A 25,105-nucleotide genomic window follows, 5' to 3' on the forward strand; every position below is an offset into this window, starting at 1 on the left:
GCGGGTTGTCCAGAATTTTCATGAAAGTGGTTGTGAACCCTGCCTCTGCTGGGGGCAAGACCAGAGAACAGTGGCCGATGATTGCCGGGGTTGCAGAGGGTCTTGGGATCACGCTCGATCCCGTCTTTACAGAGGGGCCTGGTCACGCGACGGAATTGACGCGTGAAGCACTGCGAGCGGGGCACCAGACGATTGTCGTAGTCGGCGGCGACGGTTCAGTACACGAAGTGGTGAACGGTTTTTTCGAAAGCGATCGGCCACTCAACCCATCTGCGGCGCTCGGGATGATTGCCCGCGGCACCGGCTGCGACTTCATCCGGACACTCAACATGCCAAAGTCGGTTGGACAAGCCTTGCAGGCTTTGCGCGACGGGCCAGAGCACGTGATTGACCTGTGTCGATGCGACTACATCCGACACGACGGTTCGTCGGGCCGCCGCTATTTCGCGAACGTCGGCGGCGTTGGCATCGGTGGTGCTACCGTCGAGCGGGTCAATCAGACGTCGAAGCGTTTTGGCGGTTGGTTTTCGTTTATGGCCGGCGCTTTGCTCACCCTGCTTACCTATGAAGGCAAGGAAGTCGAGATTGTTCTCGACGGCAACCGCACCCTGTCTGGGCGATACCACGGCGTCATTGTCGCAAACGGGCGTTACTTTGGCGGTGGCATGAAAATTGCGCCAGACGCCGCCCTTGACGACGGCTTGTTGAACGTCATCTTGCTCGGGGACCTGACACGCTCTGAGGTGTTCAGCAACTTTCTGCGCATTTACCGCGGAACCCACGGGTCCCACCCCAAAGTGCAGTTGCTTACGGCGAGGGAAGTGACGGTGAAAACGGACGATGCAACGTGCCTCCTCGATTTGGACGGTGAGCAGCCAGGCAGAGCGGACGCCTGTTTCACCGTGGTGCCAAACGCAATCAAGGTGATCTCGCCGCTTCCTGCACGAAGCAGGGCCGATTCACACGGCGCGACCGAAACTTAGGCCGTGTACAGCTTGGCGCGGACGGTGTCGGAGCGCTTGGCGGCGTATAAGCTGACGTCCGCGCAGTGTAGCAGTTCGTCGGGGGTCGAACCATGAGCTGGACAGTCGACGATGCCTGCCGAAGCGAGCACTCGAATCACCTGGCCTTGCCACGTCATGGGTCTATTGACGGCTTCGAGAATCTCATTGATAAACTCGAGCGCGCAAGGAGCCGTCGTGTTTGTCAGGACGAAGGCGAACTCGTCGCCGCCGATGCGAGCAACTGTATCGGCATCGCGCATCCTCGACAGAGCAGTGCGCGCGACCATTTGCAGGACGCGGTCGCCTGCCGCGTGGCCATACGTGTCGTTGATGAGCTTGAAGTTATCGACATCGATCAGCACGAGCGAGAGCGGTTGGCGAGACTCGAGCGACTGATTGATACCGTTTATCAGGCGCTCTTCAAACAATCGCCGATTCGGAATGTCAGTCAAATAGTCGAAATGAGCAAGCCGGAAGTTTTCTCGGTCGAGCTGCTCCTTTTCAATGGCCAAGCCGGCGACCAAGACGTACTGGCGCGTAAATTGCAACTCAAGTCGTGTCAAGGCGCGCTGTTCATGGGGGTGAATGCCAACAACGCCAACTGACCGGTTCTTCGTGTCGTAGATCACGATCCATTCCACATGGACACTGGCGGGATCGCCAAAATGGGCGCGGAGTTGCGCCAGGACGGAGTCAGACAAGCCATCCTCCACAGGTACTACTGTGCTCTGTTCAGCCCTCTCTCGCACGGCTCCTCCCATGGCCATGCGCACTTCCGCGCGAAACACCAATCTCAGCTCAGTTGCGACTCGCTCCTCAACCCAAACGGCAACGTCACAGTCGGACATGCGGGCAGACATACCGCGCAACACCAGTTTTAGTACATCATCAAGCGGCATCCCGGTGACGAGCCCCGCCATGATTTGCATTTGGATTTGAATCGCGTCTGCGGACACTGGGATTGCTTCGTCGCTCTGTTCAGAAACCACGTTATGTCACTCTCCGCCCTTGGAACAGCCCATCTTCCGATCAAATCTAGTATACGGGATTTTTTTCGGACCCGGCACCATGAACTACCTTTGACGTTTGGACACTGTTTGTTACATTAGTAGCAAACACATCTAGCCAGCTACTGGGGGCAATACCGTTGAGTCACTCACTGCCCGATATCCGCCACTCTGTCTGTCTCTACGTTCCGGTTGCACAAGTGTGGGATGCTGTCGCCACGTCCGAGGGTATTGCCGGATGGTTCATGCCAAATTCGTTTGAACCTACAATCGGCGCAAACTTCCTTCTCCACTCGGGCCAGTTTGGAGATTCCCCGTGTACCGTGACTAAGCTTGTGCCGAAAAAGGTGGTCGAATTCCGTTGGGACGACGATTGGACGCTTCGTTTTGAACTACTCGGCGTTGGGGAACACAACACAGAATTCACGCTCGTGCACTCCGGCTGGGATGCAGAGAAGCGGACGCGATTTGGCCAACCTCACACAGTGATCCGAGGGATCATGGACGGTGGCTGGGAGAAGAAAGTGAAGCAAGACTTGCCGAACTATGTTGAATCGCGCTAGTGATCATATTGTTTGAAGTTTCTTCGTGTGGCTTACACTACAAAACACCACAGTGGACTGGTAAAATAGGGTTATGCTGCCCCGATGAAAACCGCGAAAACCAGCCTACTTTGTCGACCCCAACTGTACCCGTACCACTCTGCACGTGAATGTCGGATGGGAGGGAATAGTATGAATCAGATCCCGGAGCGTTTTCGTGCTCTACTGGCCGTTTCCGAGAATGACGAGGTGCGATTGGAACTGCGTGAACTCGCCGCTGCGGATTTGCCACAACACGAGGTTGTCATCCAAGTCGCGTACTCTAGTGTCAATTACAAGGACGGGTTAGCATCCATTAAGCAGGGCCGCGTCGTTCGCACGTACCCGATTGTGCCCGGAATCGACCTTGCTGGCACTGTCGTGTGGTCTGAGGACAGCGCCATCAAAGTCGGCACGCAGGTGCTTGTGACCGGCTACGAACTGGGTGTCTCACAGTTTGGGGGCTACGCTGAGTACGCAAGTGTACCCGCGAGTTGGGTCATTCCGCTACCGCGCGGGCTCAGTGCTTTCGACGCTATGGTGCTTGGCACTGCCGGGTTCACTGCGGCCCTGTCGGTTGAGCGTCTGCTGCTAAACGGTCTTCAAAAGGGACAGGGACCGGTCCTCGTCACTGGGGCAAGTGGAGGCGTCGGTAGCGTGGCAGTTGCGATTTTGGCAAAGTCTGGATATTCCGTCGTGGCGAGCACGGGGAAACAGACGGCTCACGAACTTCTGCGCACACTCGGCGCATCAGACGTGATTGGCCGTGACGAGGTGCTCGTGCCTGTAGGCAAATCGCTCGACCAACAGCGCTGGGCTGGCGCAGTCGATCCCGTTGGCGGACAGACACTCTCCAGTGTCTTGCGTAGTTTGCGCTATGGTGCTTCCGTCTCAGCCTGCGGTCTGACGGGTGGGCCGAATTTGGAAGCGACCGTGTTTCCGTTTATCCTGCGTGGAGTGAACTTGCTTGGCATCGACTCTGTCTACGCAGCGCGTGAACTTCGCATGGGGCTGTGGCGCAAGTTGGCAACAGACTGGAATGTGACGAAGCAACTGGCAGGGATGACTCGAGTGGTTGGACTTGAAGAAGTGCCGACGGTACTGAAGGAGATTCTCAACAACCAGGTACAAGGCCGAGTCGTGGTTCAATTACAGAAGTAAAGCCGCGGACAATTTGTTAGAATGGTGCTATACGCAGGAGAGGGGGATGGTCATGCATCTATCCGGTGAAAAGGTGTTTCCAACCACGCCGATGGAGACCTACCAGCTGTTAACTGATCCGTCCGTGATCACTAAAGCCATGCCTGGCCTGAAATCTCTCGAACCGGAGTCTGAGACCCGCTTCAAGGCACAAATGGAAGTTGGAGTAGCAGGCATTAAAGGCAGCTACGATGGCGAACTCGAGATGGCTGACATTGCGCCGGGAGAACACTATCGACTGCTCATCAAGGGCGAGGGTTCGATGGGGTTTCTGGAATCCGACGTGACCGTCACGATGACAGCCGACGGCGAGGGAACGAAGGTGACGTACGACGGAGAGGCCAAAGTGGGCGGTAAAGTTGCCGGCGTTGGCCAGCGCATGTTGTCCGGTGTCGCCAAACTGCTCGTCAATCAGTTTTTCAACGGCGTGTTAAAAGCAGCCAAGCAATCCGACTGACATTCACGGTCAGCCGCCGAGGTGGGGTGAGTCGTTGCATTTAGACGCAGACAGCATCAGACAAGTCGCCCGCTCGGCCGAAGCTGTGGCTTCGTATCGAGAGCAACTCGAGCGGACAGGGTACCTCGCAGACGACTCGCTTGCGTCGATGGCGTCCCTTGCAGTAACGCTTGGTCGGCCGCTCTTGCTCGAGGGTCCAGCAGGTGTTGGGAAGACGGCGCTGGCCAAAGCGCTGGCGGAGGCTCTCAATCGTGACTTGTTCCGACTGCAGTGCTTTGAGGGCATGGACGCAGCGCAGGCTTTATACGACTGGAATTACCATCGGCAACTTGCCGACCTCACCGCAAACCGCGCGGACGACGTGTTCACGGAGAAGTACATACTGCCGCGGCCGCTTTTGCGCGCCTTGCAGAGCGACCACGGAGCCGTGTTGTTGATCGATGAAGTCGACCGCGCCGATGAAGCGTTTGAAGCTCTGCTCTTGGAGTATCTGGCCGAGTATCAGATTTCAATCCCGGAATGGCGCACGGTTCACGCTGAGGTGGTGCCAGTCACGATTCTGACATCCAACCGCACGCGACCGCTCAGCGACGCACTGCGCAGGCGCTGCCTCTATCACCATGTTGATTGGCCGAGTGCAGAGCGCGAGCAGGCCGTTGTGGCGTTGCGTGTACCCGACCTACCGCCGGACGTTGCACAAAACCTGGTGGCAGCGGTACGGAAGTTGCGCAGCTTTGACCTGATGAAGCCACCTGGGCTGAGCGAGACACTTGACTGGGCCGAAGCGTTCGCCAAAACGGCTCACGCGGCATGGAACGCCGCCTGGGTTGGACAGACGCTCGGGTGTGTCGTAAAAGATGCGATGGATATGGAAACAGTGCGAAGTCGCATCGCGGAGCTTATCGGCGATACTTGACTGCCAGACGGCGAGGCGGACACGCAAGAGAGCGAACCGCCTGCGCCCGGTGATGCGCCACAGACAGATTCTGCATCCGGCGAACGTGATGGCGACGTTGACGCGCCAGATTCTCCTGATACAGAAATCGGGGCGGGAGAAGCGACGCTGCAAGTGGGGCGCAGGTTGAGTGAAGTCGACTTTGAGCCTCCTCCGCGTTGGATTGACCGCCTGCCGCGGCGGACTAGCGTGGCGCCGACAGTGCCGAGTCGCTTGCCACGGCTTTTGATGGGACGCCACGGTGTCGACTGGCGGAAAACGGCGCGTCAGTGGGCGCGAGCCGGCAAGCCGGACTTTGAGTTTGAGCGGCGCCGCGCGAAACGTCGGCCGGGGCGCATTGCCATCCTGTGGGACGTGTCTGGGTCGATGTCGGACGTCCGTGATGTGTGCCTAGCGTTCGCATACGGATTTGTGCAGCGCTACGACCAAGTGGGAGTCTTCCCGTTTGGTACCAACATCGAAGACGTAACTTCAGCGCTGAAACGCCCATTTGGCGCGGCGCGGCGTGAACTGGCGCGCATCGAGCAGGTCTGGGCAGGTGGCACCAATATCGGCGGCGTGCTGACTGAATTCAATGAGCGGTTTGGCGGCCGGTGGTTGCGGCCGGGGACGACGATTGTTGTCATCTCGGATGGCTGGGATGTCGGACAACCTGAAGCCCTCGCGACTGCCCTGCGGCGCATGCGCCAGGCCGGCTGCAACTTGTTTTGGTTAAATCCGCTTCAAGGAACACCTGGGTTTCAGCCTCGGACTCGCGCTCTGCGAACGGCAAAACCGCTCGTTGCGGGGATGTACCCGGGTGCGACAGCTGATGATTTCCTGCGCTTTGCGCAGTACGTTCAAATTTGAGTGTGGTCGTCCTGCGAGACGGGTCCTGCGAGACGGGTCCTGCGAGACCGGCCCTGCGAGACCGGCCCTGCGAGACCGGCCCTGCGAGACCGGCCCTGCGAGACCGGCCCTGCGAGACCGGCCTGCATCGCTGGACGAGACACGCTACATGACTGTAGAAGGAAGGGACTCTGATGAAACCGGTCGCATTTGCGTATGAACGACCGACTGTCCTGACAGACGCGCTGCGCCTGTTGGCAGAGGATGGTGATGCAAAGGTCATCGCTGGCGGACAAAGCCTGATTCCAATGATGAACTTTCGTTTGAGCCGACCTGCGAAGTTGGTTGACATCAATCAAGTCAAAGAACTCTCCTACATTCGAACCACAGACAGTGGTGTTGCACTCGGTGCTTTGGTGCGGCACCAGGAACTTCACGAGAGCCCCCTAGTGCGGGAACTGTTACCGGTCCTCGCGGACGCGGCGGGAGAAGTGGGTCACTGGGCGATTCGCACACGAGGCACGCTCGGTGGTTCGCTGACGCACGCCGACCCCGCATCCGAACTCCCCGCCGCGATGGTGGCCTTGCGCGCAACACTTGAGCTACAGTCCGTCGACGGCACTCGAATGGTGCCTGCAGAGGAGTTTTACCTCGGCCTTCTAACTACGGACATCCAACCGAGTGAGCTTCTGACCGCTGTCCACATTCCTGTTCCGTCTGGGACGTCGTACGGCTTTGCGGAGTTCGCGCGTCGGCCAGGCGACTTCGCGCTCGCTGGCGCGTTCGTGGCGGTCGCAGACAACGGTGCGTCAGCCGTGACCTGGTTTGGCGTCAGCGGTGGACCGGAACGCCGTGAACTCGAACTTCCGGCGGACGAGACGGCTCGCCGACAGCTGTTGGTGGAACTTGCGCAGGAACTTGACCCGCTTAGCGAACCGGAGTACCGCCGTCAATTGGCGGTCGAAGTGGCGGAGGCGGCTTACCAAAATGCACGCGGGAGGCGAGCGTAATGTCGACGGTCAGTCAACTGCAGTCGGTCACACTGCATGTAAATGGACAATCCTATACGGTTGAAGTTGAGCCACGCTGGCTTCTGTCGGATGTACTGCGTCACCAGCTCGGTTTGACCGGCACGCACGTCGGTTGCGAGCAAGGCGTCTGTGGCGCCTGCACGGTCCTCATCGACGGGCAACCGCAGCGCAGTTGTCTGCTGTTTGCCGTCCAGGCAGATGGAGCGGCGATTAAGACCATTGAAGGTTTCAGTCCCGATGAGTCACTGATGGACGTGCAACAGGCTTTCCAGGACCGCCACGCGTTGCAGTGCGGGTATTGTACGCCAGCGATGGTCGTCACGACAGAGGCTTTGCTCGAGCGCAATCCTGACCCGACGGAAGACGAGATCCGCGAAGCCCTGTCGGGCAACCTGTGTCGCTGCACAGGCTACCAGTTTATCGTTGAAGCTGTGAAGGACGCTGCAGAGAGGAGGCGGCGCGGATGAGTGGAGAAGAGTTCGTGAAACCGCAATTCACGGGTGGACGCGTCACGCGCATTGAAGATGCTCGCCTGTTGTCTGGCAGTGGGCGCTACCTCGACGACATTGAATTTCCAGGCATGCTCGAAGTGGCATTTGTGCGCTCTGACCGACCCGCCGCAAAAATCGTCTCGATTGACGTCGAGGCTGCTAAGCAAGTACCAGGCGTCATGGCGGTGTTCACACACACGGAATGCCCAGTCATGCTCCCGGACGAGTCCAACCACGTGGACCAGCCGGTGCTCGCTGTGGATGAGGTGCGGTACGTCGGGGAACCGGTGGTCGCCGTCATCGCCGAGAACCGCTACATTGCGGAGGACGCCTGCGACTTGGTGAAAATCCGCTATGAGTCCATCGAGCCTGTCCTTGGCATTCGCGACGCGCTGAAGCCTGAGACGCGGACAGTCTGGGATGACCGCTCGAACGTCATGTTCCACCGGGAGCGCAAGACGGAAGGGTTTGACGCAGCCTTCGACAACGCTCCGCACCACCTGAAGGACACGTTCAAACTGAATCGCCAAACCGGCGCCGCAATGGAGAACCGTGGCTGCGCCGCCATGGTTGATCCCTTCTCTGGCCGCCTGACCGTCTACGTGGGCCACCAGTCGCCGCATGGATTGCGTGAGGGACTAGCCGAGTACCTGAACATCCCGGAGAACCGCATCCGTGTCGTCGTACCGGAAGTGGGCGGCGCGTTTGGCATCAAGGCCGGCCATTACCCGGAGTACGTGGTTGTCATCGTCGCATCGCAGAAGCTGCGCCGACCCGTGAAGTGGGTCAGCGACCGCACGGAGTCCATGCTCGCAGACTACCACGCGCGTGACAACATCCACGACTTCGAGGTCGCCTACGATGATGACGGCCGCGTTCTTGCTGTGCGCGACCACCTGATGGCAGACGTCGGCGCGTATCCGGCTGTGCCGTTCTCGGGTGCGGTCGGTGAGACATCGCTGGCGTCGATGATTTTGACCGGACCCTACAGCATCCCGCACCTGCACACCGTGATTGACTGCACGTTCTCGAACAAGGCGCCGCTTGGCGCCTACCGCGGCGTGTGGGGACCACCGGCGTCGCTGGTGCAGGAAGGTATTATCGACCGTGTCGCGCGCGCACTCGGTAAAGACCCGGTGGAAGTCAGGCGGATGAACATGATTCAGCCAGCCGAATTCCCCTACAAGAACCCGGGTGGGCTCGTCTACGACAAGGGCACATACGGGGAATCGATGGAGGCGGCACTCGACCTGATTGGGTACGAAGAGTTCCGTAAGCGCCAGGCAGACCTGCGCAAACAAGGCCGCTACATCGGCCTTGGCATCTCCGTGTTCGTGGAGCCGACAGCAATGGCGGCGTCCGAAGCGGGATCGATCCCGTACGAAGCCTGCACGATTCGCATTGAACCAAACGGCACTGTCACGGCAGCGCTCGGCCTTGGGCCATCCGGGCAGGGGCACGAGACGACGATGGCGCAGATTATCGCCGACCAGCTCGGCGTCGACATGAATGACATCGTGATCTTGCACGGCGACACCGACAGCGCGCCGTTTGGCGGCGGCACGGGCGGCAGCCGGTCGGGCACGATCGGCGGCGGTGCCGCAATCAGCGCGAGCAAGGAGATGCGCGACAAGCTTGCGAAGATTGCTGGACACCTGCTGGAGGCGTCGGAAGCGGACATCGAGATCGAAAGCGGCAAGGCGTTTGTGGCTGGCGTGCCGTCCCGCTCGCTGACGATTCGGGAATTGGCGCAGACGGCGTACACGGACGTGAAGCGGCTGCCGGAAGGCGTGACGCCGGGGCTCGAAGTCATCGCGCGGTACCGGCCGCAGCGGCCGATGACGTTCTCCAACGGGACGCATATTGCCGTCGTCGAGGTCGACCCGCGGACGGGTTTCGTGCAAACCGTCGACTACGCCGTAGCCAACGACTGCGGCAAATTGATCAACCCGATGATTGTCGAAGGGCAGATTCACGGCGGTGTCGCACAAGGCATCGGCGAGGCGCTGCTCGAGGAACTGAAGTACGACGAAAACGGACAACTGACGACGACGTCGCTTGTCGACTACCTGCTTCCCGCGATGACGGACGTTCCGAACATGAAGGTTGTGCATCTCGAAACGCCGTCCGAGAGTGCTGGCGGATTCAAAGGCATGGGCGAGGGCTCGCTCATCGCTGCCCCAGCCGCTGTGGCAAACGCGGTCTCCGACGCGCTCGAGCCGTTTGGCGTCATGGTCGCCGAACTGCCGGTGACACCGGAGAAGGTGCGCGAGTGGGTGTCGCAAGGTAGTGTCAGCGCAGGCTGACGCAGGCGTTGGGCAGGCGTTGGGCAGGCGTTGGGCAGGCGTTGGGCAGGCGTTGGGCAGGCGTTGGGCAGGCGTTGGGCAGGCGTTGGGCAGGCGTTGGGCAGGCGTTGGGCAGGCGTTGGGCAGGCGTTGGGCAGGCGTTGGGCAGGCGTGTGATGCGGCTTAAGACAGCCAGCCAAAAATGTGAGTGAGGAGACCAGGGGTGCCCCCGACCGACAGCAAATCGGTCGAATGGGCACCCCTCTTCTTCGCGGGCAGGAGAGCAGAGCAGGCACCCCGGCCCCCACGCCTCCCACGTTGTTAGCGGCACAGGGCAGCTTATATCGTCAATTCGGCGCCCATCACACCGAATTAACCTGCCCGCGACAGCCTATACGTCACTTAACTCGCCGATTCTGGGTATCAGAGGATGCATAAGGGTCTCCGGGCAGCTTATTACGCCTCCGCGCGGCTCAAATGGGGGACTTAAGCCCCTGAGAGCCGCTATTTTAGGGGCAACGCTCCTGCTGATGAGTGAATTGGACGGCGAAGGGATTGACCGTGCAGTCCTCGCTTGCTGAACGCGATCAGACATCGTTGTCGCAGCACTAGCGAATAGCACGGCCACGTCACGCATTCAATCGCCATCAACCGACACACTGCCATCCTAGCTCGCTGATTTGGCGAACTGTGGCTAGTCTGGAGCAACGCTCCTGCTGATGAGTGAATTGGACGGCGAAGGGATTGACCGTGCAGTCCTCGCTTGCTGAACGCGATCAGACATCGTTGTCGCAGCACTAGCGAATAGCACGGCCACGTCACGCATTCAATCGCCATCAACCGACACACTGCCATCCTAGCTCGCGGATTTGGCGAACTGTGGCAAGTCTCGGGCAAACGCCGTGCAGCTTAAGTGGGAACGGCTGGCCACGGCGCGTGGCGGATGTCACAGTCTACTCGTGGAGGTCGGAGGTGATGTGTGTTTTCGTCGTCGGTGGGATTTGTGCGGCCATGCCCTCAATCAAGTGCAGGAGGCGCCGGCGCTCGCGCACTGGCATTTGCGAGAGCAGGAAGCCAGGTTCGAGGTGCGGGATGTCTGTGCCATGGGTGCTGATGTCGAGACCGGTTTCCTCGTCGTCGGCGCTGACGCGAAGCGGGACGAAGCGACTGATGAGCTTCAGCGCGCCCCAGGTCGCGGCGAAGCCCCACGCACACACCGCAACGACACCGAGCCCCTGTACGGCGAGCAGGTGCCAACTGCCGGTCGTGACCAGGCCACCGCGAATGGCCAACACACCGACCATCAAGGTGCCGAATACGCCGTTTACGCCGTGGACGGCGATGGCACCGACGGGATCGTCAATCCGAGATTTTTCTACCCAGCCAGTCGCCCAAATCATCAGCATACCGGCCACCCCGCCGATGAGGATTGCAGCCCACGGCGCCACAAAGGCGCAACCAGCCGTGATTGCAACGAGACCGGCCAAGACGCCGTTAATAGTGGCGCCGACGTCCGCTTTGTCCGTGCGGAACATGCTGTAGAGAAGAGCCGATGCGCCACCTGCGACAGAGGCTAACAGTGTATTCATCGCGATCGTGCCGATGGCGCTGTCCTGCGCATTCAAGGTGCTCCCCGCGTTGAAGCCGAACCAACCAAACCACAGCACAAAGGTGCCAATCGCAGCGAGTGGCAGGTTCGAGGGAGCAAACGAGACCGCGTTGCCTTGTTCATCGTATTTGCCACGCCGCGGTCCCACGAGCGATGCCGCCGCGATGCAAGCGAATCCAGCCATGGCGTGAATCACAGCCGACCCGGCAAAGTCCTCCATGCCAAGCCTCGCCAACCAGCCGTTGGCGCCCCACACCCAGTGACCGGAGATGGGGTAAATCACGGCGACCATCACGATGATGTAGAGAATATAGGCCTTGAAATTCATTCGTTCGGCAACTGCACCACTCACGATGCTGACGGCCGCGACTGCAAACGCAGTGTGGAACAGCCAGAACGCTGGATGTGGTATCGTTGTCGGCAGCGAGGTCAGGGCACCTGTCAGGGCAAAGCCGTTGGTGCCAATGATTCCATGCCAATCCTTGCCGAACATAACCCCAAAACCGAGCAGGTAGTAGACGAGCGCACCAAAGATGAGGTCTGCAAACACCTTCATGATAATCGAGACTTGGTTTTTTTGGCGGACAAAGCCCGCTTCGAGGAGTGCAAAGCCACCCTCCATGAAAAAGATCATGGAGGCCGTCAGAACGACCCATACGGTATTCAGTCCGACGCTGAGTGACGGATGTGTCATCGCTCTCCCCTGCCTTCCGTGTCATCTATATGCACATTATAGATTGCCAGGGTGAGGTGACAACGGAATATGTCAGGTTTTATAACCTAAATATTCGGTGTAAGGGATTACATTTTTCATGTACGCGCTTTTGTGTTGCGCGCAAAGCTTGCTATGAAGAGACGACGAGCAGTTCGGTCCGAACGTCGGTCGTCGAGTCAGCAGCAGAGTATGTCAGGAAAGTGAACGTGAACTGGATGAAATGTCGGTGCCTTGTAAGGCGTGCAGCGTATGTGTAGTTCTACACCTGAGGTAAGGAGTGGGGATAGATGGAAGCTGGGCAAAAGACGCTGACGGTGACAGTGATGGGCTATTGGGGCACCTACCCCGGGCCTGGCGAGGCGACAACAGGTTTTCTCGTTGAGCACGGCGATACCAAAATCCTGCTTGACTGCGGCTCCGGGGTGCTAGCGCAACTGATGCACTCGTGTGAAGTCAAGGACTTGTCGGCGGTTGTAGTAACGCACCATCACCACGACCACGTCGCTGACCTCGGGGTTTTGACCTACGCGGTCTTGTTATCGCGATTGATGAAAACACGCACGCAGAAGTTGCCCGTTTACATGCCACACCCCGGTCCGGATATGAAGCAATCGCTTGGCGCTGAGCCGCTGATTGACCTCCACGTGGTGGATGAACATGCGACGGTCGCTATTGGTGACGTGTTGGTTCGGTTCGCGCGCACACAACACCCGGTGTACTGTCTAGCTGTGCGGATGGAAGCTGACGGCAAGGTATTTGTCTTCTCTGCCGATTCGGCGTTGGACCCGGAGAGCACTGGAGCGGGCCGACCCGACTTGCCTGACTTGGCACGCGGCGCAGACCTGTTTGTGTGTGAAGCGAGTATGTACGCAGGGCAGGAGGTGGACGCCAGAGGCGCAGGTCACATGACGGCGCCACAGGCAGGCTTGCTCGGGCGCGCGGCCGGGGTGCGTCGCCTCGCGCTCACACACTACCCACACTACGGGGACCATCGGGATCTGAAGGCGCAGGCCGAGATGACGTACGGTGGTCCTGTGGAGTTGCTCTCGACGCGGCAGGTGTTGACCGTGTAGACTTTCATGAGACTTGACAGTCATAAACACTTTCCGGGAGGTACTTTGTGGTTTTTGAAAACGTAAGAGAAGAGTGGCTCAGTAATGTCAGACAGGACATCCTCGCTGGCGCAGCCGTTGCCTTTGCACTCATCCCCGAAGCCATTGCCTTTTCCATGATTGCCGGTGTCAATCCCATGATTGGGCTGTATGGGGCGTTCATCGTCGCCGTTGTTGTTTCAATCTTTGGCGGTCGGGTTGGCATGATCTCCGGTGCGACCGGATCGACTGCACTGTTGATGGTTCTGCTCGTGAAAAATCATGGCGACCAGTACTTGTTCGCCGCGGGTGTTTTGGCCGGGTTAATCCAACTTGCGATCAGCGTATTGAAGCTCAGCCGCTTCATCACTTTTGTTTCGCGCAGTGTCGTCATCGGTTTTGTCAATGCGCTGGCAATTCTCATTTTCATGGCGCAGTTGCCACATGTCATGGGGCAAGGTGTGTTGGCCTACATCGTCTGCGCTGTTACCGTCGCTCTGGTATGGGGGTTGCCTTTTGTTACAAAGGTCATTCCGTCCTCCTTGATCGCGATTGTTGTGATGACAGCTGCCAATATGCTACTCAAGCTACCCCTGCAGACGGTAGGGGAGATTGGCCACCTTCAAGCGCACTTGCCTTACTTCCATATTCCGAGTGTGCCTTTCGACTTTCATACGTTGGCAATCATCTTTCCGTATGCACTGCCAATCGCTCTGGTCGGCAGCCTCGAAACACTGATGACTGCGACGGTCATTGATGACACAACGAACTCCAAAAGCGACAAGAACAAGGAAATTCGTGGTCAAGGGATCGCGAACATTGTCACGGGGTTCTTTGGCGCCATGGCAGGGTGCGCGATGATCGGACAATCGACACTCAATGTAGAATACGGAGGTCGGAAGCGCCTCTCCACGTTTGTATCCGGGGCGCTGCTCATCGTGCTCATTGTTGTGCTCCGTCCGGTTGTCAGTCGAATTCCTGTCGCCGCATTGGTTGGCGTGATGTTCATGGTCTCTTATTACACATTCGAGTGGAAGTCACTCCGCGACCTGTGGCGAGTGCCGATTTTGGAGTCCCTAGTCATGGTTGCAACGGTGGTCACTGTGATTGTGACGAATGACCTTGCAATGGGTGTCTTTGTTGGTGTGGTTTTGAACGCTGTCTTCATTGGCTGGAAAATGGCTCGTATTCACGCCACGACCACGACGAGTTTGAGCGGAGTGAGAACGTACACGGTCAAAGGACAAATGTTTTTCGCAACCGTGACACACTTTGTGGACATGTTCGACGTCGAGCACGACCCGTATGAAGTCGTCATTGACTTTAGTCACACACACGTTTGGGACCACGCGTCAGTCACGGGTATTCAAAGAGTCATGGATAGATATGATGCATTCGGTAAGTCAGTCAGCCTGGTTGGGCTAAATGAAGAGAGTATGGAATTGACACGCAGGTCGGTAAAGGTGCAGTCTGCGTAGGTGCACTCCACCCAATGTGGGCGAAGATGGGATGACACGAAGGGCTACTCCGCTTAGGCATTTACCATGCCTTGGGAGTAGCCCTGTGAGTTCAGTCAACTCGCACGACAACTTGTGCGTCCTCGACGTCGACTGTGAGTTGTTGCAGCTCTGGGTTGTCGAGCAACAGGTCGGAAATTCGGTCCTCCACCTGGTCTTGCAAGACTCTGCGCAGTGGCCGTGCGCCAAACGTTGCGCTGTATCCCATCTCAGCCAGTTTCTGTTTGGCAGCGTCAGTCAAAGTGAGTGTCACGTCTCGCTCGCTGAGGCCGTCCCGCAGTTCTTTCACCATCGTATCGACAATGCGGACCATGTCCGCCTCTGCAAGCGCGTTGAACTCAATGACGGCGTCAAACCGGTTGAGAAACTCTGGCTTGAAGAACGCGCCGAGCGATGCCAGGTGGTTCTGCGCTTGGCTTGCGACTGCATCGACACCGAATCCAACCGTGACCTTGCGCTCCGTGACACCCGCGTTGCTCGTCATGATGAGAACTGTGTCTTTGAAGCTCACCGTGCGTCCTTGACTGTCGGTGAGTCTGCCGTCTTCCATGATCTGCAGGAACATGTGCTGTACGTCCGGGTGAGCCTTTTCGATTTCATCCAACAAAATCAGGCTGTACGGGTTGCGCCGCACTTGTTCAGTCAGTTGCCCCGCTTCGTCATAGCCGACGTATCCCGGAGGCGAGCCGATGAGTTTAGACACCGAGTGTTTCTCCATGTACTCACTCATATCGAGGCGTACCATGGCGTCTTTCGTCCCAAACAGCTCTTCGGCGAGGCACTTGGCAAGTTCTGTCTTGCCAACGCCAGTCGGTCCTACGAACAAGAATGAACCGATTGGGCGGCGGGAAGATTTGAGACCTGCGCGACTCCGCCGGATTGCTTTGGCGACTTTTTGCACAGCCTCTTGTTGGCCAATCACTTTGTTGGCCAGGCGGTTTTCCAAGTCTTTTAGCTTGGCCTGTTCAGCTTCTTGAAGTTTCTGCACCGGAATCCCGGTCTTCTCCTCAATGATTTGCTGAATGTCAGCCGGTGTCACTTCGACTTTTCCACTCACCCTGTCGGTAGTTTGGATTTCGGCTTGCAGGCGCGTCTCCTCGTCGCGCAACTTGGCAGCGAGTTCGTAGTTCTCGGTCTTGGTCGCTTGCTCTTTTTGACGTATGACTTGTCTGAGACGCGCTTGTAAGTCAGCGGTGTCGTGACTGCCTTCGCGTAGATTCACTTTCGATCCCGCTTCATCCATCAAGTCAATCGCCTTATCTGGCAGGTAGCGGTCTTGGATATACCGGCTTGACAGCGTGACACATGCGCGAATTGCCTCGTCTGTGTAAGCGACCTTGTGAAACGATTCGTACTGTGACTGAATGCCATGTAAAATGGTGACCGCTTCATCGACGGACGGCTCGTTGACCATGACAGGTTGAAAACGACGTTCGAGCGCTGCATCTTTCTCAATGACCCGGTATTCCTTTAACGTTGTCGCCCCGATGACTTGCAAATCGCCCCGAGCCAGTGCAGGTTTAAGAATGTTCCCTGCATCCATCGAACCTTGAGCCGACCCTGCACCGACCAGCAAGTGAATTTCGTCGATAAAGAGGATGACCTCCGTACGCTTGTTCAACTCAGCGATAAGAGTCTTCATGCGCTCTTCAAACTGGCCGCGAATCCCCGTGTCTGCGACGAGCGATGCGACGTCGAGACTGTAGATTTGCTTGTGTTGCAACTTAGACGGAACTTGGCCCGCGGCAATTTTCAAAGCAAGGCCTTCAGCAATCGCAGTTTTGCCGACGCCAGGCTCGCCTATCAGCACCGGATTGTTTTTGTTACGGCGGTTCAAAATTTCAATGACGCGAGCGACTTCTTTGGCCCGCCCAACCACAGGGTCAATCTTGCCTTCTGCGGCCAGACCAGAAATGTTCCGGCCGAACTCATCCAGGAAACCACCGCCGCCAACGCCAGGCTTTGTCTCCGGCGTGGTCGCTTGACCGGTCCCAGACATCCCATAGCCTTTCATGAGGTCTTCGAATGGAAATCCATTTGCATAGCCACCAAAAGGAGAAGCTCCCGTCGGACTCTTGAGTTGACTACCGATTTTGCTGTAGCAATCGGAACACAGGTGAAGTTCTTGGACATGGCCGTTCACTTGCAGGCGCAGCCCGTAATTCGCTTGATTCAATTTGCAGTTGTCACAAAGCATAGAGTGTTCCTCCTTACTATTCTATTGGCTGTGCGTAACATCTTGTTGAGAACTCATCGCTTCAGTTTGTTGACTTTGATTAACTTTGACCTTTGGTTCAGAAAAGAAGAGAGTCTGACTTTGACTTTCGTTGACTATTATAGTCGCTCCGCTGTGTCTTGGCAAGCACCTCAAAGTGAGGGGCCGCGAAGCGGTCAAACGACTGCTCCCCGGCTTCCTCATCGCCCAGGCAAGGTGGTTATTCTGCGTCGAACTTCGGTACGCGGCGGGCCACGCCAGACGCTACAGCTGCTTCCGAGACCGCACGACTGACGGCTTTGACGACCTGACGGTTAAACACGCTCGGAATAATGTATTGGGGATTGAGTTGGTCTTCCGGAACGCAACTTGCAATCGCGTGAGCGGCGGCCAATTTCATCTCTTCGTTGATGTCACGCGCCCGAGCGTCTAGTGCGCCGCGGAACATGCCTGGAAAGCAGAGCACATTGTTAATCTGGTTCGGATAGTCGGAACGGCCGGTGGCGAGGATACTCACATAGGGCTCGGCTTCCGCCGGGTCAATCTCCGGGGTCGGATTGGCCATAGCGAACACAATCGGATCGCGCGCCATCGACTGGACATGCTCTACCTTTAGCACACCGGGGCCAGAGACACCGATAAACACGTCAGCACCTTTAATCGCGACGTCCAGCCCGCCTGTCAGGTGCTCGGGATTGGAGTTCTTGGCGTACCAGTCCCAGACGGGGTTGTCGTAGTGTTTGCCTGCTTCGATAATACCGCTTCGGTCGACGCCGATAATCTGCTCGACGCCTGCAGACTGGAGAATCCGTGTGCAGGCGGCGCCCGCCGCGCCGATGCCTGCGACCACGACGCGCAAGTCGCGCATCTCTTTGTTCACGATGCGCAGCGCGTTGATGAGGCCAGATAACAGGACAACTGCCGTGCCGTGTTGGTCGTCGTGAAAAACTGGGATGTCGAGTTCGTGCTTGAGCCGCTCTTCAATCTCAAAGCACCGTGGTGAGGAGATATCTTCCAGGTTGATCCCGCCGAACCCCGGCGCGAGTGCCTTCACTGTGCGAATAATTTCTTCCGGGTCTTTGGTGTCGAGGCAGATTGGGAACGCATCCACGTCTGCAAACTGCTTGAACAGCATCGCCTTGCCTTCCATCACCGGCATGGCGGCTGCCGGCCCGATGTCGCCAAGCCCGAGGACAGCCGTGCCATCTGAGACCACAGCGACTGTGTTGCGCTTAATGGTCAACTGAAAGGCTTTCGCAGGGTCGTCGGCAATGGCTTCGCAGACGCGCGCTACGCCCGGGGTGTAGACACGGGAGAGGTCGTCGCGGTTTTTCACAGGCGTCCTCGCCTGAATCGCAATTTTTCCGCCAAGGTGTACGAGAAATGTGCGGTCGGAGACGTTGACGACCGTAATCCCTTGGCGCTTCGACAGCGACTCCACGACGCGTTCTCTGTGCGCCTCGTTGTGGACGTTCACCGTGACGTCACGGACAACGTGGTCTTTGCGCACGTGAATCACGTCAACGGCGATGATATCACCGCCGGCTTCGCCGATGGCCATTGTTATGTCACTGTAAGAAGCGGTGTTGTCGATTTTCAAACGGAGGATCAAACTCAGGCCGTTCGTTTGTTGGATAGACACAAGTCACTCTCCTATTCGTAGTGTGCGTCAATCACCTGTTGTTCTGGTTTCATGTCCCTGCGCTTTGCGATCTGAAGTGCGTTTAACACGGTATCCATGTCTCGTTGCAGCTCGTTGAACTGTTGTTCGACGTAACTGCGCTGCCTGCGCAGGTCCTCGAGTTCTCGTTCCTTTTCCGCCATCCGCCGTACTGCTTGACTGTACTCGTGACGAAGTTGGGCCTCGCCCTGTGAAGCGACGATGTCAACCGACTGCAGGTATGCGAGGAGGTCAGCCTGTGTAATGCTCGGTCGCATGGTCAAGTTCGAGTTGCCTTCCGGCATCAGAGTTCGGCCCGCGTTTCCAGAGTCCATCCCGGTTGCCCCTTCCCGCGCATCCTCGTGCGCGTAGTGCTCGACCTCGACCGCTGCGTGTTGCAGAGCGTCTTGGTGCTCTTCATCAGGATGACGCGAATTGCGCGTCTCGCCGCGGCGCAGCAGGTGCGACAAGCCGCCGCCGGACGGTCCATCTCCATCGTCCGCACGGGCGGTCGCGACCGCTTTTAAACGCTCTTGCAACTTGCGCCCTGTCGAGAGCGCAGTCTTTGCCAACTTCTGCACGCTCTCGCGCGTCTGACCGGCGGCGCGGAACCACGAGGCCTCGGAGGTCGTGACATAATCGTGATCGTCCACATCGGCCAAGTCATTATCGGTAAACTCGTGAGACTGCAAAAATGATACCAAGTTGGTCAGACAGTCTTCGTGAAACGGCCCCCCGAGGTCCAGACGCGCGCACTCCGGGCATGCTACTTCTCGGAGCGCAGTTTGCAGCGTGTCCGAAAAACCCACGTCGCGCGGCAGTCGGTACACAGCCTGTGAGCCCTCGGTGCGCACGTACAACAGCCTTCCCTGTTCGACCAGTCTCAGCGTGGCCTGCACAGCAGCTGCCGGGTGAATGGGCCCATCGCGCAGTGCAGCAGGGAAGAGTACTGGCAGAGTCGTCTCTGCCTGGTGTTTTTCCGCCAGGTGCTTGCGGAACGCGCGGATTATGGTTGCCTCTGCTTCTTCCTCAGACTCCGGCCAAAAGCGCAACGTAAAGGCGCGAATGGGGCGGCTGGCTGTTTCGATCAACTGAAGGACCTCGTCGACGCTCAGCTCCTGCCGCAAATCGGAGTCGTAGAGAGTGGCCTCGAGAGGCTCTGCGATTTCAATGGCTTCATATCCGAACAAAGTTTTCACTGCCAACCGCCTTTCTTTACTTTGATCGTACTCACCACGCAGCGACTGACCCGTCCGTTCTGGGCTCGGTAGCGCCTGCCAGAACGCCGGTCGAAGGGTCTCGCCAGATGACCTCGCCGCGCCCAAATGCGCCGCTGTCGCGAGCGATTTGCACATCGTGTCCGCGACGCGCAAGGGCTGCTGCAATGTGTTGCGGGACAGTCGCTTCGAGTTCTACACTACGCCCGCTTAGCCACTGCCAGCGCGGCGCATCGAGTGCTGCCTGTGGATTGAGGTGGAAGTCGACCGTGTTCATGACCACTTGGATGTGGCCCTGCGGCTGCATGAACCCTCCCATCACACCAAACGGGCCGACGGGCATATTGCCGCGTGTCAGGAACCCTGGAATGATGGTGTGGTAGGGGCGCTTACCCGGTTCAAGCGCGTTCGGGTGGTTCGGGTCGAGTGAAAAACCGCAACCGCGGTTCTGCAGCGCGATGCCGGTGCCCGGCACGACAAGTCCGGAACCAAAGCCCATGTAGTTGCTCTGGATAAAGGAAACGAGGTTGCCGTCCGCGTCGGCGGCAGTCAGGTAAACTGTGCCGCCAGAGGGAAGTTGCCCGGGGGCTGGCTGTAGCGCATCTGTGCCGATGAGGCTCCGACGCGTCTCGGCGTACGTCTCAGACAACAGTTGGTCGAGTGGCACGTCCGCGCGCTTGGGGTCCGCAATGTAGGCGTGCCCGTCTGCAAATGCGAGTTTCAGCGCTTCAATCGTTTTGTGGTATGTCTCCGTCGTCTCGCGTTCGGTGAAGTCAAAACCACGCAAAATCTGCAAAGCGAGCAAGGCAACAAGGCCTTGACCGTTTGGCGGGATCTCCCAGACGTCGAAGCCGCGGTAGTGGACGTGAATTGGATCGACGAACTCGGCGTGAAAACTTGCGAGGTCCGACTTGCGAAGCAGTCCGCCTGTCCGGCGAGAGAAGCGGTCAATCGCGTCCGCCAAGTCTCCTTCGTAAAAGTCGCGAGCATTCGAGTCGGCGATGGCCCGCAGGGTGTGTGCGTGTCCTGGCGAGCGCCAGACTTCGCCGGCGGTTGGCGCGCGACCGTCGGGAGCAAAGGTGTCAAACCAAGGTTCAAACTCGCTCCCGCTCGCCGTGCAGCGGTAGGCTTGACAGGCAAATGCCCAATACTTGCCGAGTATTGGCGAGATTGGGAAGCCAGACTCCGCGTAGTCAATCGCAGGCGCGAGCACTTCTTTCAGTGGGAGTCGGCCGAAACGCGCCGAGAGAGCGGCCCAACCGGCGGGAATGCCCGGGACTGTCACCGGGATCCAGCCGCGTGTCGGTATCTCTGTGAAGTCGCGACCTTCGAGCACAGCGCGCGACAACAGGGCGGGCGCGGGCCCGCTCGAATTCATGCCGTACAGACGCCCTTTGGACGCACCGCCTAGTTTCGCGCCGCCGTGCGGGTCTTTCGCCGACGCTGGGTCGGCGACGTACACAATCGCAAAGTTGTCACCGCCGATTCCGTTAGACGTCGGCTCCACCACTGTTAGCGCTGCGGCAGTCGCAATTGCAGCGTCCACAGCGTTGCCACCGCGTTTCAAAATGTCGAGCCCCGCCTGAGCGGCGAGGGGTTGGCTTGTCGCAACCATGCCGCGATTGGCGAAAACGGTCGACCGTCGGGAGGGATACGGCTCATACAATGTGTCGAACGACAGTCCGGAAAACATGAAAAAACTCCTTTTTTGCGCACAACGTAGTCATTGTCAATCTACCGCTTGACGCCGTACCTTGCAAGACGCAGTGGGGAGTGGGGACAGAGAATCAACGCTCTGTCGGAAGCCTTGTGGTATGATTCAGAACATAGTAACGATACGTTAGATTTCACAAGCGACGGGAGGAAATCACCATGTATGAAGCGGTCATCATTGACGCGGTGCGAACCCCTGTTGGCAGACGCAAAGGCGCACTGAAGAACACTCACCCAGTCGACTTACTGGGCCACCTGTTGCGAACTGTCGTCGAGCGAAACGGCATCGACCCGGTGCTGGTGGACGACGTGATTGTCGGTTGTGTCGACCAAATAGGCGACCAGGCGGCGAACATTGGTCGCAACGCATGGCTGTCTGCAGGGCTGCCTGAGTCGGTTCCGGCAACGACTCTAGATCGGCAGTGTGGGTCAAGTCTACAAGCAGTCCATTTTGCGGCGCAAGGTGTCATGGCTGGCGCGTATGACCTGGTCATCGCCGGTGGCGTGGAGTCGATGACGCGAGTGCCGATGCTGAGCACAATTGCCGCCTACGGAACACCGCTCACGGAAGGCATCAAGGAGCGCTACAAGCTTACTGCACCGTGGTTTGACCAAGCGGTTGGAGCAGAGATGATCGCGAAGGAGTGGGGATTCTCCCGCGCCCAGCTCGACACTTTCAGCTACGAGAGCCACCAGCGTGCAGCCACAGCTCGGGCAAACGGCGCATTTGATCGCGAGATTGTCCCTGTCGATGTTCGGACAGACACTGGCGAAACTGTCCGATTCAGCGCAGATGAAGGCATCCGGCCCGACACGTCAGTCGCGAAGATGGGTACCCTAGCGCCGGCTTTCCCACAACTTGAGCTCATCACAGCGGGCAACGCCAGCCAGATTTCGGACGGAGCGAGTGCCTGTCTCATCGCTTCGCGGGAAACGGCAAATCGGCTTGGGCTGAAGCCTCGCGCCCGTTTTGTCTCGTTCTCCGTGGTCGGCGTCGATCCCGTCACGATGCTCAAAGGTCCCATTCCCGCCACGCAGAAGGTTCTGCAACGCGCTGGTCTAGGGGTGTCTGACATCGATTTGTTCGAAGTCAACGAAGCCTTCGCGTCGGTTGTACTGGCCTGGCAGCACGAGACACAGGCGCCATGGGACCGTGTCAACGTCCACGGCGGCGCAGTCGCTCTCGGCCACCCCCTTGGCGCAACAGGCACACGCATCATGGCGACACTTCTCAACGCGCTCGAACTACACGGCAAACGCTACGGACTGGTGGCGATTTGTGAAGGTGGCGGGATGGCCAACGCGACCATCATCGAACGACTGGACGGTTGAGTGGATGAGAGGCAGAGAGGTTTCCCGGCAAGAGAGACCTCTCAAGATTGGAATCGGCGCCGCCGCCCGTGACCGGACGGATGAGTGACAGAGAGGTCTCCTCGCAAGAGAGACCTCTCACTGAAATACTACTCACGATTACTACTCACGATGACTAGTCAAGATGACTACTCACGATTACTACTCACGGAATGACTCTGAGGAGGCTGACGCATGCAGATTGCAGGCAAAACGTTTCTGGTCACAGGTGGGGCATCTGGGCTCGGCGGCGCAACGGCGACTGTCTTACGCGAGGCCGGGGCAAACGTCGTGATCCTCGATTTGAACGCGAGCATCGGCAAAAAGCACGCTGAGGACATTGGGGCTCTGTTTGCGCAGACAGATGTAACTAGTGAGGACAGTGTCAAGCAGGCCGTGCAGGTGGCCGTCGACACGTATGGAGAGGTCAACGGCGTGGTGAACTGCGCCGGCATGGGCTTCGCGAGCCGCGTGGTCGGTCGCCACGGGCTCCACCCGCTCGAGTTTTTCAGCAAGGTGATTCAGGTCAACACAGTGGGGACGTTTAACGTGATCCGGCTAGCGGCGGATGTAATCAAGAACGCTGAGCCGAACTCGGATGGCGAGCGTGGCGTCATCATCAACACCGCTTCGGTTGCGGCGTTCGAAGGGCAGATTGGCCAGGCGGCGTACTCAGCGTCGAAAGGTGCGGTCGTCAGTATGACACTGCCGATCGCGCGCGAGTTTGCCGCGTTTGGCATCCGCGTGTGCAGCATTGCGCCAGGCACCTTTGACACGCCGATGCTTGGTATGCTGCCGCAGGAGGCGCGCGACTCACTCGGCAAGCAGGTGCCGTTCCCATCGCGCCTCGGCGATCCGAAGGAGTACGGCATGCTCGCGAAGCACATCATCGAAAACCCAATGCTCAACGGTGAAGTCATCCGGTTGGACGGCGCGATCCGCATGCAGCCGAAGTAAGTCGAGGACGCCAGCGCAATCGCACTAGATACAGACGCCTGGGGACAGTGAAGGCTGGGACAGTGAGATATTCCAAATGTTCCCGGTGTTTTTCCGAAAATCGACACGAACCTGACGGGACGCCGTGGCCTAGCCGTGGTAAAATGGCGCTTAGGCAGGTGATGGAAGTGTCTAATCACGTAGCGCAGATCGCCAGCACGGTCATCACTGTCGTATTTGCCCTGACGGTGATTTTCGTGCGGACACGCGGTACAAACAAGCCGGTGAACGCGAAGAAAATTATCATGCCACCGCTTGGCATGAGCACCGGATTCCTGATGTTTGTCGCTCCTCAGACGCACGACAAGTGGCTGTACGCCTTGGGCGCTTTCGTTGTCGGTGTGATTCTGTCGTATCCGTTGGTTTTGACTTCAAACATGCACATCCGCGACGGCCAAGTCTTCTTGAAGCGCTCGAAAGGCTTTGTGGTGATTTTACTCGTCCTCTTGGTACTTCGCGTCGCTCTTCACCAGTACGTCGAGCAGTACGTGACGATAGTCCAAACGGGTTCGCTGTTCTTTATTCTCGCGTTCGGCATGATCCTGCCGTGGCGCCTCGCAATGCTTAAGCAATTTCGCAAGCTGTCTCAGGAGCTCGACGACGCAGCAGTCGCAGAAGATGGCCAGACGGCGGGCGCACTGTCCTCGGTATGATGCAGGCGCCCTGAGGCGGCTGTGCCGGCAACGCAACCGCGGCACCGGCAGGTCGTGTCAACGGCTGGCCGAATAGCCGTGTATAACCGCTTATACGGCTGAATTCCGGGATCACGAGGCTGTATAGACGGCCCGGGACAGCTTATGTGCTGCTGGAGCGCCGTGATCCGGCTGCAAAAGCACCTACAGGCTGTTCTGGACCGCCTATTCGTGGTCGCACGCCTGGATTTTGGGCGGATAAGCCGCTGTGCGCCGTTATTCCAAGCGGGATCCCGCTGTGCGGCCTTGTCCTATGTGGGATCCCGCCATGCGCTGTTATCCCACCCGCAGTCCCGCCATGTGCCGCTACACCACACTCACTCAATCCCACCGTCGGCCGTTAGTGTCAGTCGTGTCAGCGGCGTCAGGCGTGTCAACGGCTGGCCGAATAGCCGCGTATAACCGCTTATACGGCTGATTTCCGGGATCACGAGGCTGTATAGACGGCCCGGGACAGCTTATGTGCTGCTGGAGCGCCGTGATCGGGCTGC

At 58.3% G+C, this 25,105-nt stretch carries 21 protein-coding genes; 15 read left to right on the plus strand and 6 right to left on the minus strand.

The window, feature by feature from the left end; translation table 11 throughout:
- The first annotated feature begins 5 nt into the window (after positions 1-5).
- On the plus strand, positions 6-983 hold the full coding sequence (locus JC200_RS15565; RefSeq protein ID WP_274432597.1) for a diacylglycerol/lipid kinase family protein: 978 nt from the start codon (positions 6-8) through the stop codon (positions 981-983).
- Here JC200_RS15565 and JC200_RS15570 read toward each other — a convergent pair.
- Positions 980-1,993 (minus strand): GGDEF domain-containing protein, encoded by a 1,014-nt coding sequence (locus tag JC200_RS15570; protein ID WP_274432598.1) that lies wholly within the window; start codon positions 1,991-1,993, stop codon positions 980-982. The genes JC200_RS15565 and JC200_RS15570 overlap by 4 nt on opposite strands.
- Before the next feature lie 158 nt (positions 1,994-2,151).
- On the opposite strand from JC200_RS15570, the gene JC200_RS15575 reads away from it, so the two are divergent.
- The 9 genes from JC200_RS15575 (at position 2,152) to JC200_RS15615 (ending at position 10,026) form a co-directional block, all read left to right on the plus strand.
- Positions 2,152-2,574, plus strand: a complete 423-nt coding sequence (locus tag JC200_RS15575) for an SRPBCC family protein (protein ID WP_274432599.1) — start codon at positions 2,152-2,154, stop codon at positions 2,572-2,574.
- A gap of 171 nt (positions 2,575-2,745) precedes the next feature.
- On the plus strand, positions 2,746-3,753 hold the full coding sequence (locus tag JC200_RS15580; RefSeq protein WP_274432600.1) for an acrylyl-CoA reductase family protein: 1,008 nt from the start codon (positions 2,746-2,748) through the stop codon (positions 3,751-3,753).
- A 52-nt stretch (positions 3,754-3,805) separates the two neighbouring features.
- Complete coding sequence (locus JC200_RS15585) at positions 3,806-4,249, plus strand: SRPBCC family protein (protein ID WP_274432601.1); 444 nt, start codon at positions 3,806-3,808, stop codon at positions 4,247-4,249.
- A 34-nt stretch (positions 4,250-4,283) separates the two neighbouring features.
- Positions 4,284-5,165 carry an AAA family ATPase gene (locus JC200_RS15590; RefSeq protein ID WP_274432602.1) on the plus strand — a complete coding sequence of 294 codons (882 nt, stop codon included), beginning with the start codon at positions 4,284-4,286 and terminating at the stop codon, positions 5,163-5,165.
- A 165-nt stretch (positions 5,166-5,330) separates the two neighbouring features.
- Positions 5,331-6,053 carry a VWA domain-containing protein gene (locus tag JC200_RS15595; protein WP_274432603.1) on the plus strand — a complete coding sequence of 241 codons (723 nt, stop codon included), beginning with the start codon at positions 5,331-5,333 and terminating at the stop codon, positions 6,051-6,053.
- A 173-nt stretch (positions 6,054-6,226) separates the two neighbouring features.
- Positions 6,227-7,042 (plus strand): FAD binding domain-containing protein, encoded by an 816-nt coding sequence (locus JC200_RS15600; protein ID WP_274432604.1) that lies wholly within the window; start codon positions 6,227-6,229, stop codon positions 7,040-7,042.
- The gene (locus JC200_RS15605) at positions 7,042-7,530 is read left to right on the plus strand and encodes a (2Fe-2S)-binding protein (protein ID WP_274432605.1); all 489 of its coding nucleotides are present in this window, start codon (positions 7,042-7,044) and stop codon (positions 7,528-7,530) included. Before JC200_RS15600 ends, JC200_RS15605 begins: the two co-directional genes overlap by 1 nt.
- On the plus strand, positions 7,527-9,860 hold the full coding sequence (locus JC200_RS15610; protein WP_274432606.1) for a xanthine dehydrogenase family protein molybdopterin-binding subunit: 2,334 nt from the start codon (positions 7,527-7,529) through the stop codon (positions 9,858-9,860). Before JC200_RS15605 ends, JC200_RS15610 begins: the two co-directional genes overlap by 4 nt.
- Entirely contained in the window at positions 9,844-10,026 is a 183-nt protein-coding gene (locus JC200_RS15615; RefSeq protein ID WP_274432608.1) for a hypothetical protein, read from the plus strand. Before JC200_RS15610 ends, JC200_RS15615 begins: the two co-directional genes overlap by 17 nt.
- A gap of 766 nt (positions 10,027-10,792) precedes the next feature.
- Here the strand turns inward: JC200_RS15615 and JC200_RS15620 are convergent.
- Complete coding sequence (locus tag JC200_RS15620) at positions 10,793-12,142, minus strand: ammonium transporter (RefSeq protein WP_274432609.1); 1,350 nt, start codon at positions 12,140-12,142, stop codon at positions 10,793-10,795.
- Positions 12,143-12,450: 308 nt separating this feature from the next.
- On the opposite strand from JC200_RS15620, the gene JC200_RS15625 reads away from it, so the two are divergent.
- A complete protein-coding gene (locus tag JC200_RS15625) occupies positions 12,451-13,236 on the plus strand; it encodes an MBL fold metallo-hydrolase (RefSeq protein ID WP_274432610.1) in 786 nt (261 codons plus the stop codon).
- Between the two features lie 47 nt (positions 13,237-13,283).
- Positions 13,284-14,732 (plus strand): SulP family inorganic anion transporter, encoded by a 1,449-nt coding sequence (locus tag JC200_RS15630; protein ID WP_274432611.1) that lies wholly within the window; start codon positions 13,284-13,286, stop codon positions 14,730-14,732.
- Positions 14,733-14,823: 91 nt separating this feature from the next.
- On the opposite strand, the gene JC200_RS15635 is transcribed toward JC200_RS15630, so the two are convergent.
- The 4 genes from JC200_RS15635 to JC200_RS15650 form a co-directional block, all read right to left on the minus strand.
- Positions 14,824-16,968 (minus strand): ATP-dependent Clp protease ATP-binding subunit, encoded by a 2,145-nt coding sequence (locus tag JC200_RS15635; RefSeq protein ID WP_274432612.1) that lies wholly within the window; start codon positions 16,966-16,968, stop codon positions 14,824-14,826.
- 238 nt (positions 16,969-17,206) lie between these two features.
- Entirely contained in the window at positions 17,207-18,628 is a 1,422-nt protein-coding gene (locus JC200_RS15640) for an NAD-dependent malic enzyme (protein WP_443111829.1), read from the minus strand.
- An 11-nt stretch (positions 18,629-18,639) separates the two neighbouring features.
- Positions 18,640-19,845, minus strand: coding sequence for a hypothetical protein (locus JC200_RS15645; RefSeq protein WP_274432613.1), 1,206 nt, complete (start codon positions 19,843-19,845; stop codon positions 18,640-18,642).
- 31 nt (positions 19,846-19,876) lie between these two features.
- The gene (locus JC200_RS15650) at positions 19,877-21,556 is read right to left on the minus strand and encodes a gamma-glutamyltransferase family protein (RefSeq protein ID WP_274432614.1); all 1,680 of its coding nucleotides are present in this window, start codon (positions 21,554-21,556) and stop codon (positions 19,877-19,879) included.
- 179 nt (positions 21,557-21,735) lie between these two features.
- On the opposite strand from JC200_RS15650, the gene JC200_RS15655 reads away from it, so the two are divergent.
- The 3 genes from JC200_RS15655 (at position 21,736) to JC200_RS15665 (ending at position 24,575) form a co-directional block, all read left to right on the plus strand.
- Positions 21,736-22,908 (plus strand): thiolase family protein, encoded by a 1,173-nt coding sequence (locus tag JC200_RS15655; RefSeq protein WP_274432615.1) that lies wholly within the window; start codon positions 21,736-21,738, stop codon positions 22,906-22,908.
- A 213-nt stretch (positions 22,909-23,121) separates the two neighbouring features.
- A complete protein-coding gene (locus JC200_RS15660; RefSeq protein WP_274432616.1) occupies positions 23,122-23,883 on the plus strand; it encodes a 3-hydroxyacyl-CoA dehydrogenase in 762 nt (253 codons plus the stop codon).
- 161 nt (positions 23,884-24,044) lie between these two features.
- On the plus strand, positions 24,045-24,575 hold the full coding sequence (locus JC200_RS15665; protein WP_443111916.1) for a CcdC family protein: 531 nt from the start codon (positions 24,045-24,047) through the stop codon (positions 24,573-24,575).
- The last annotated feature ends 530 nt before the right edge of the window (positions 24,576-25,105 follow it).

It is taken from the genome of Alicyclobacillus sp. ALC3 (assembly GCF_028751195.1).
Taxonomy (GTDB): domain Bacteria; phylum Bacillota; class Bacilli; order Alicyclobacillales; family Alicyclobacillaceae; genus Alicyclobacillus_L.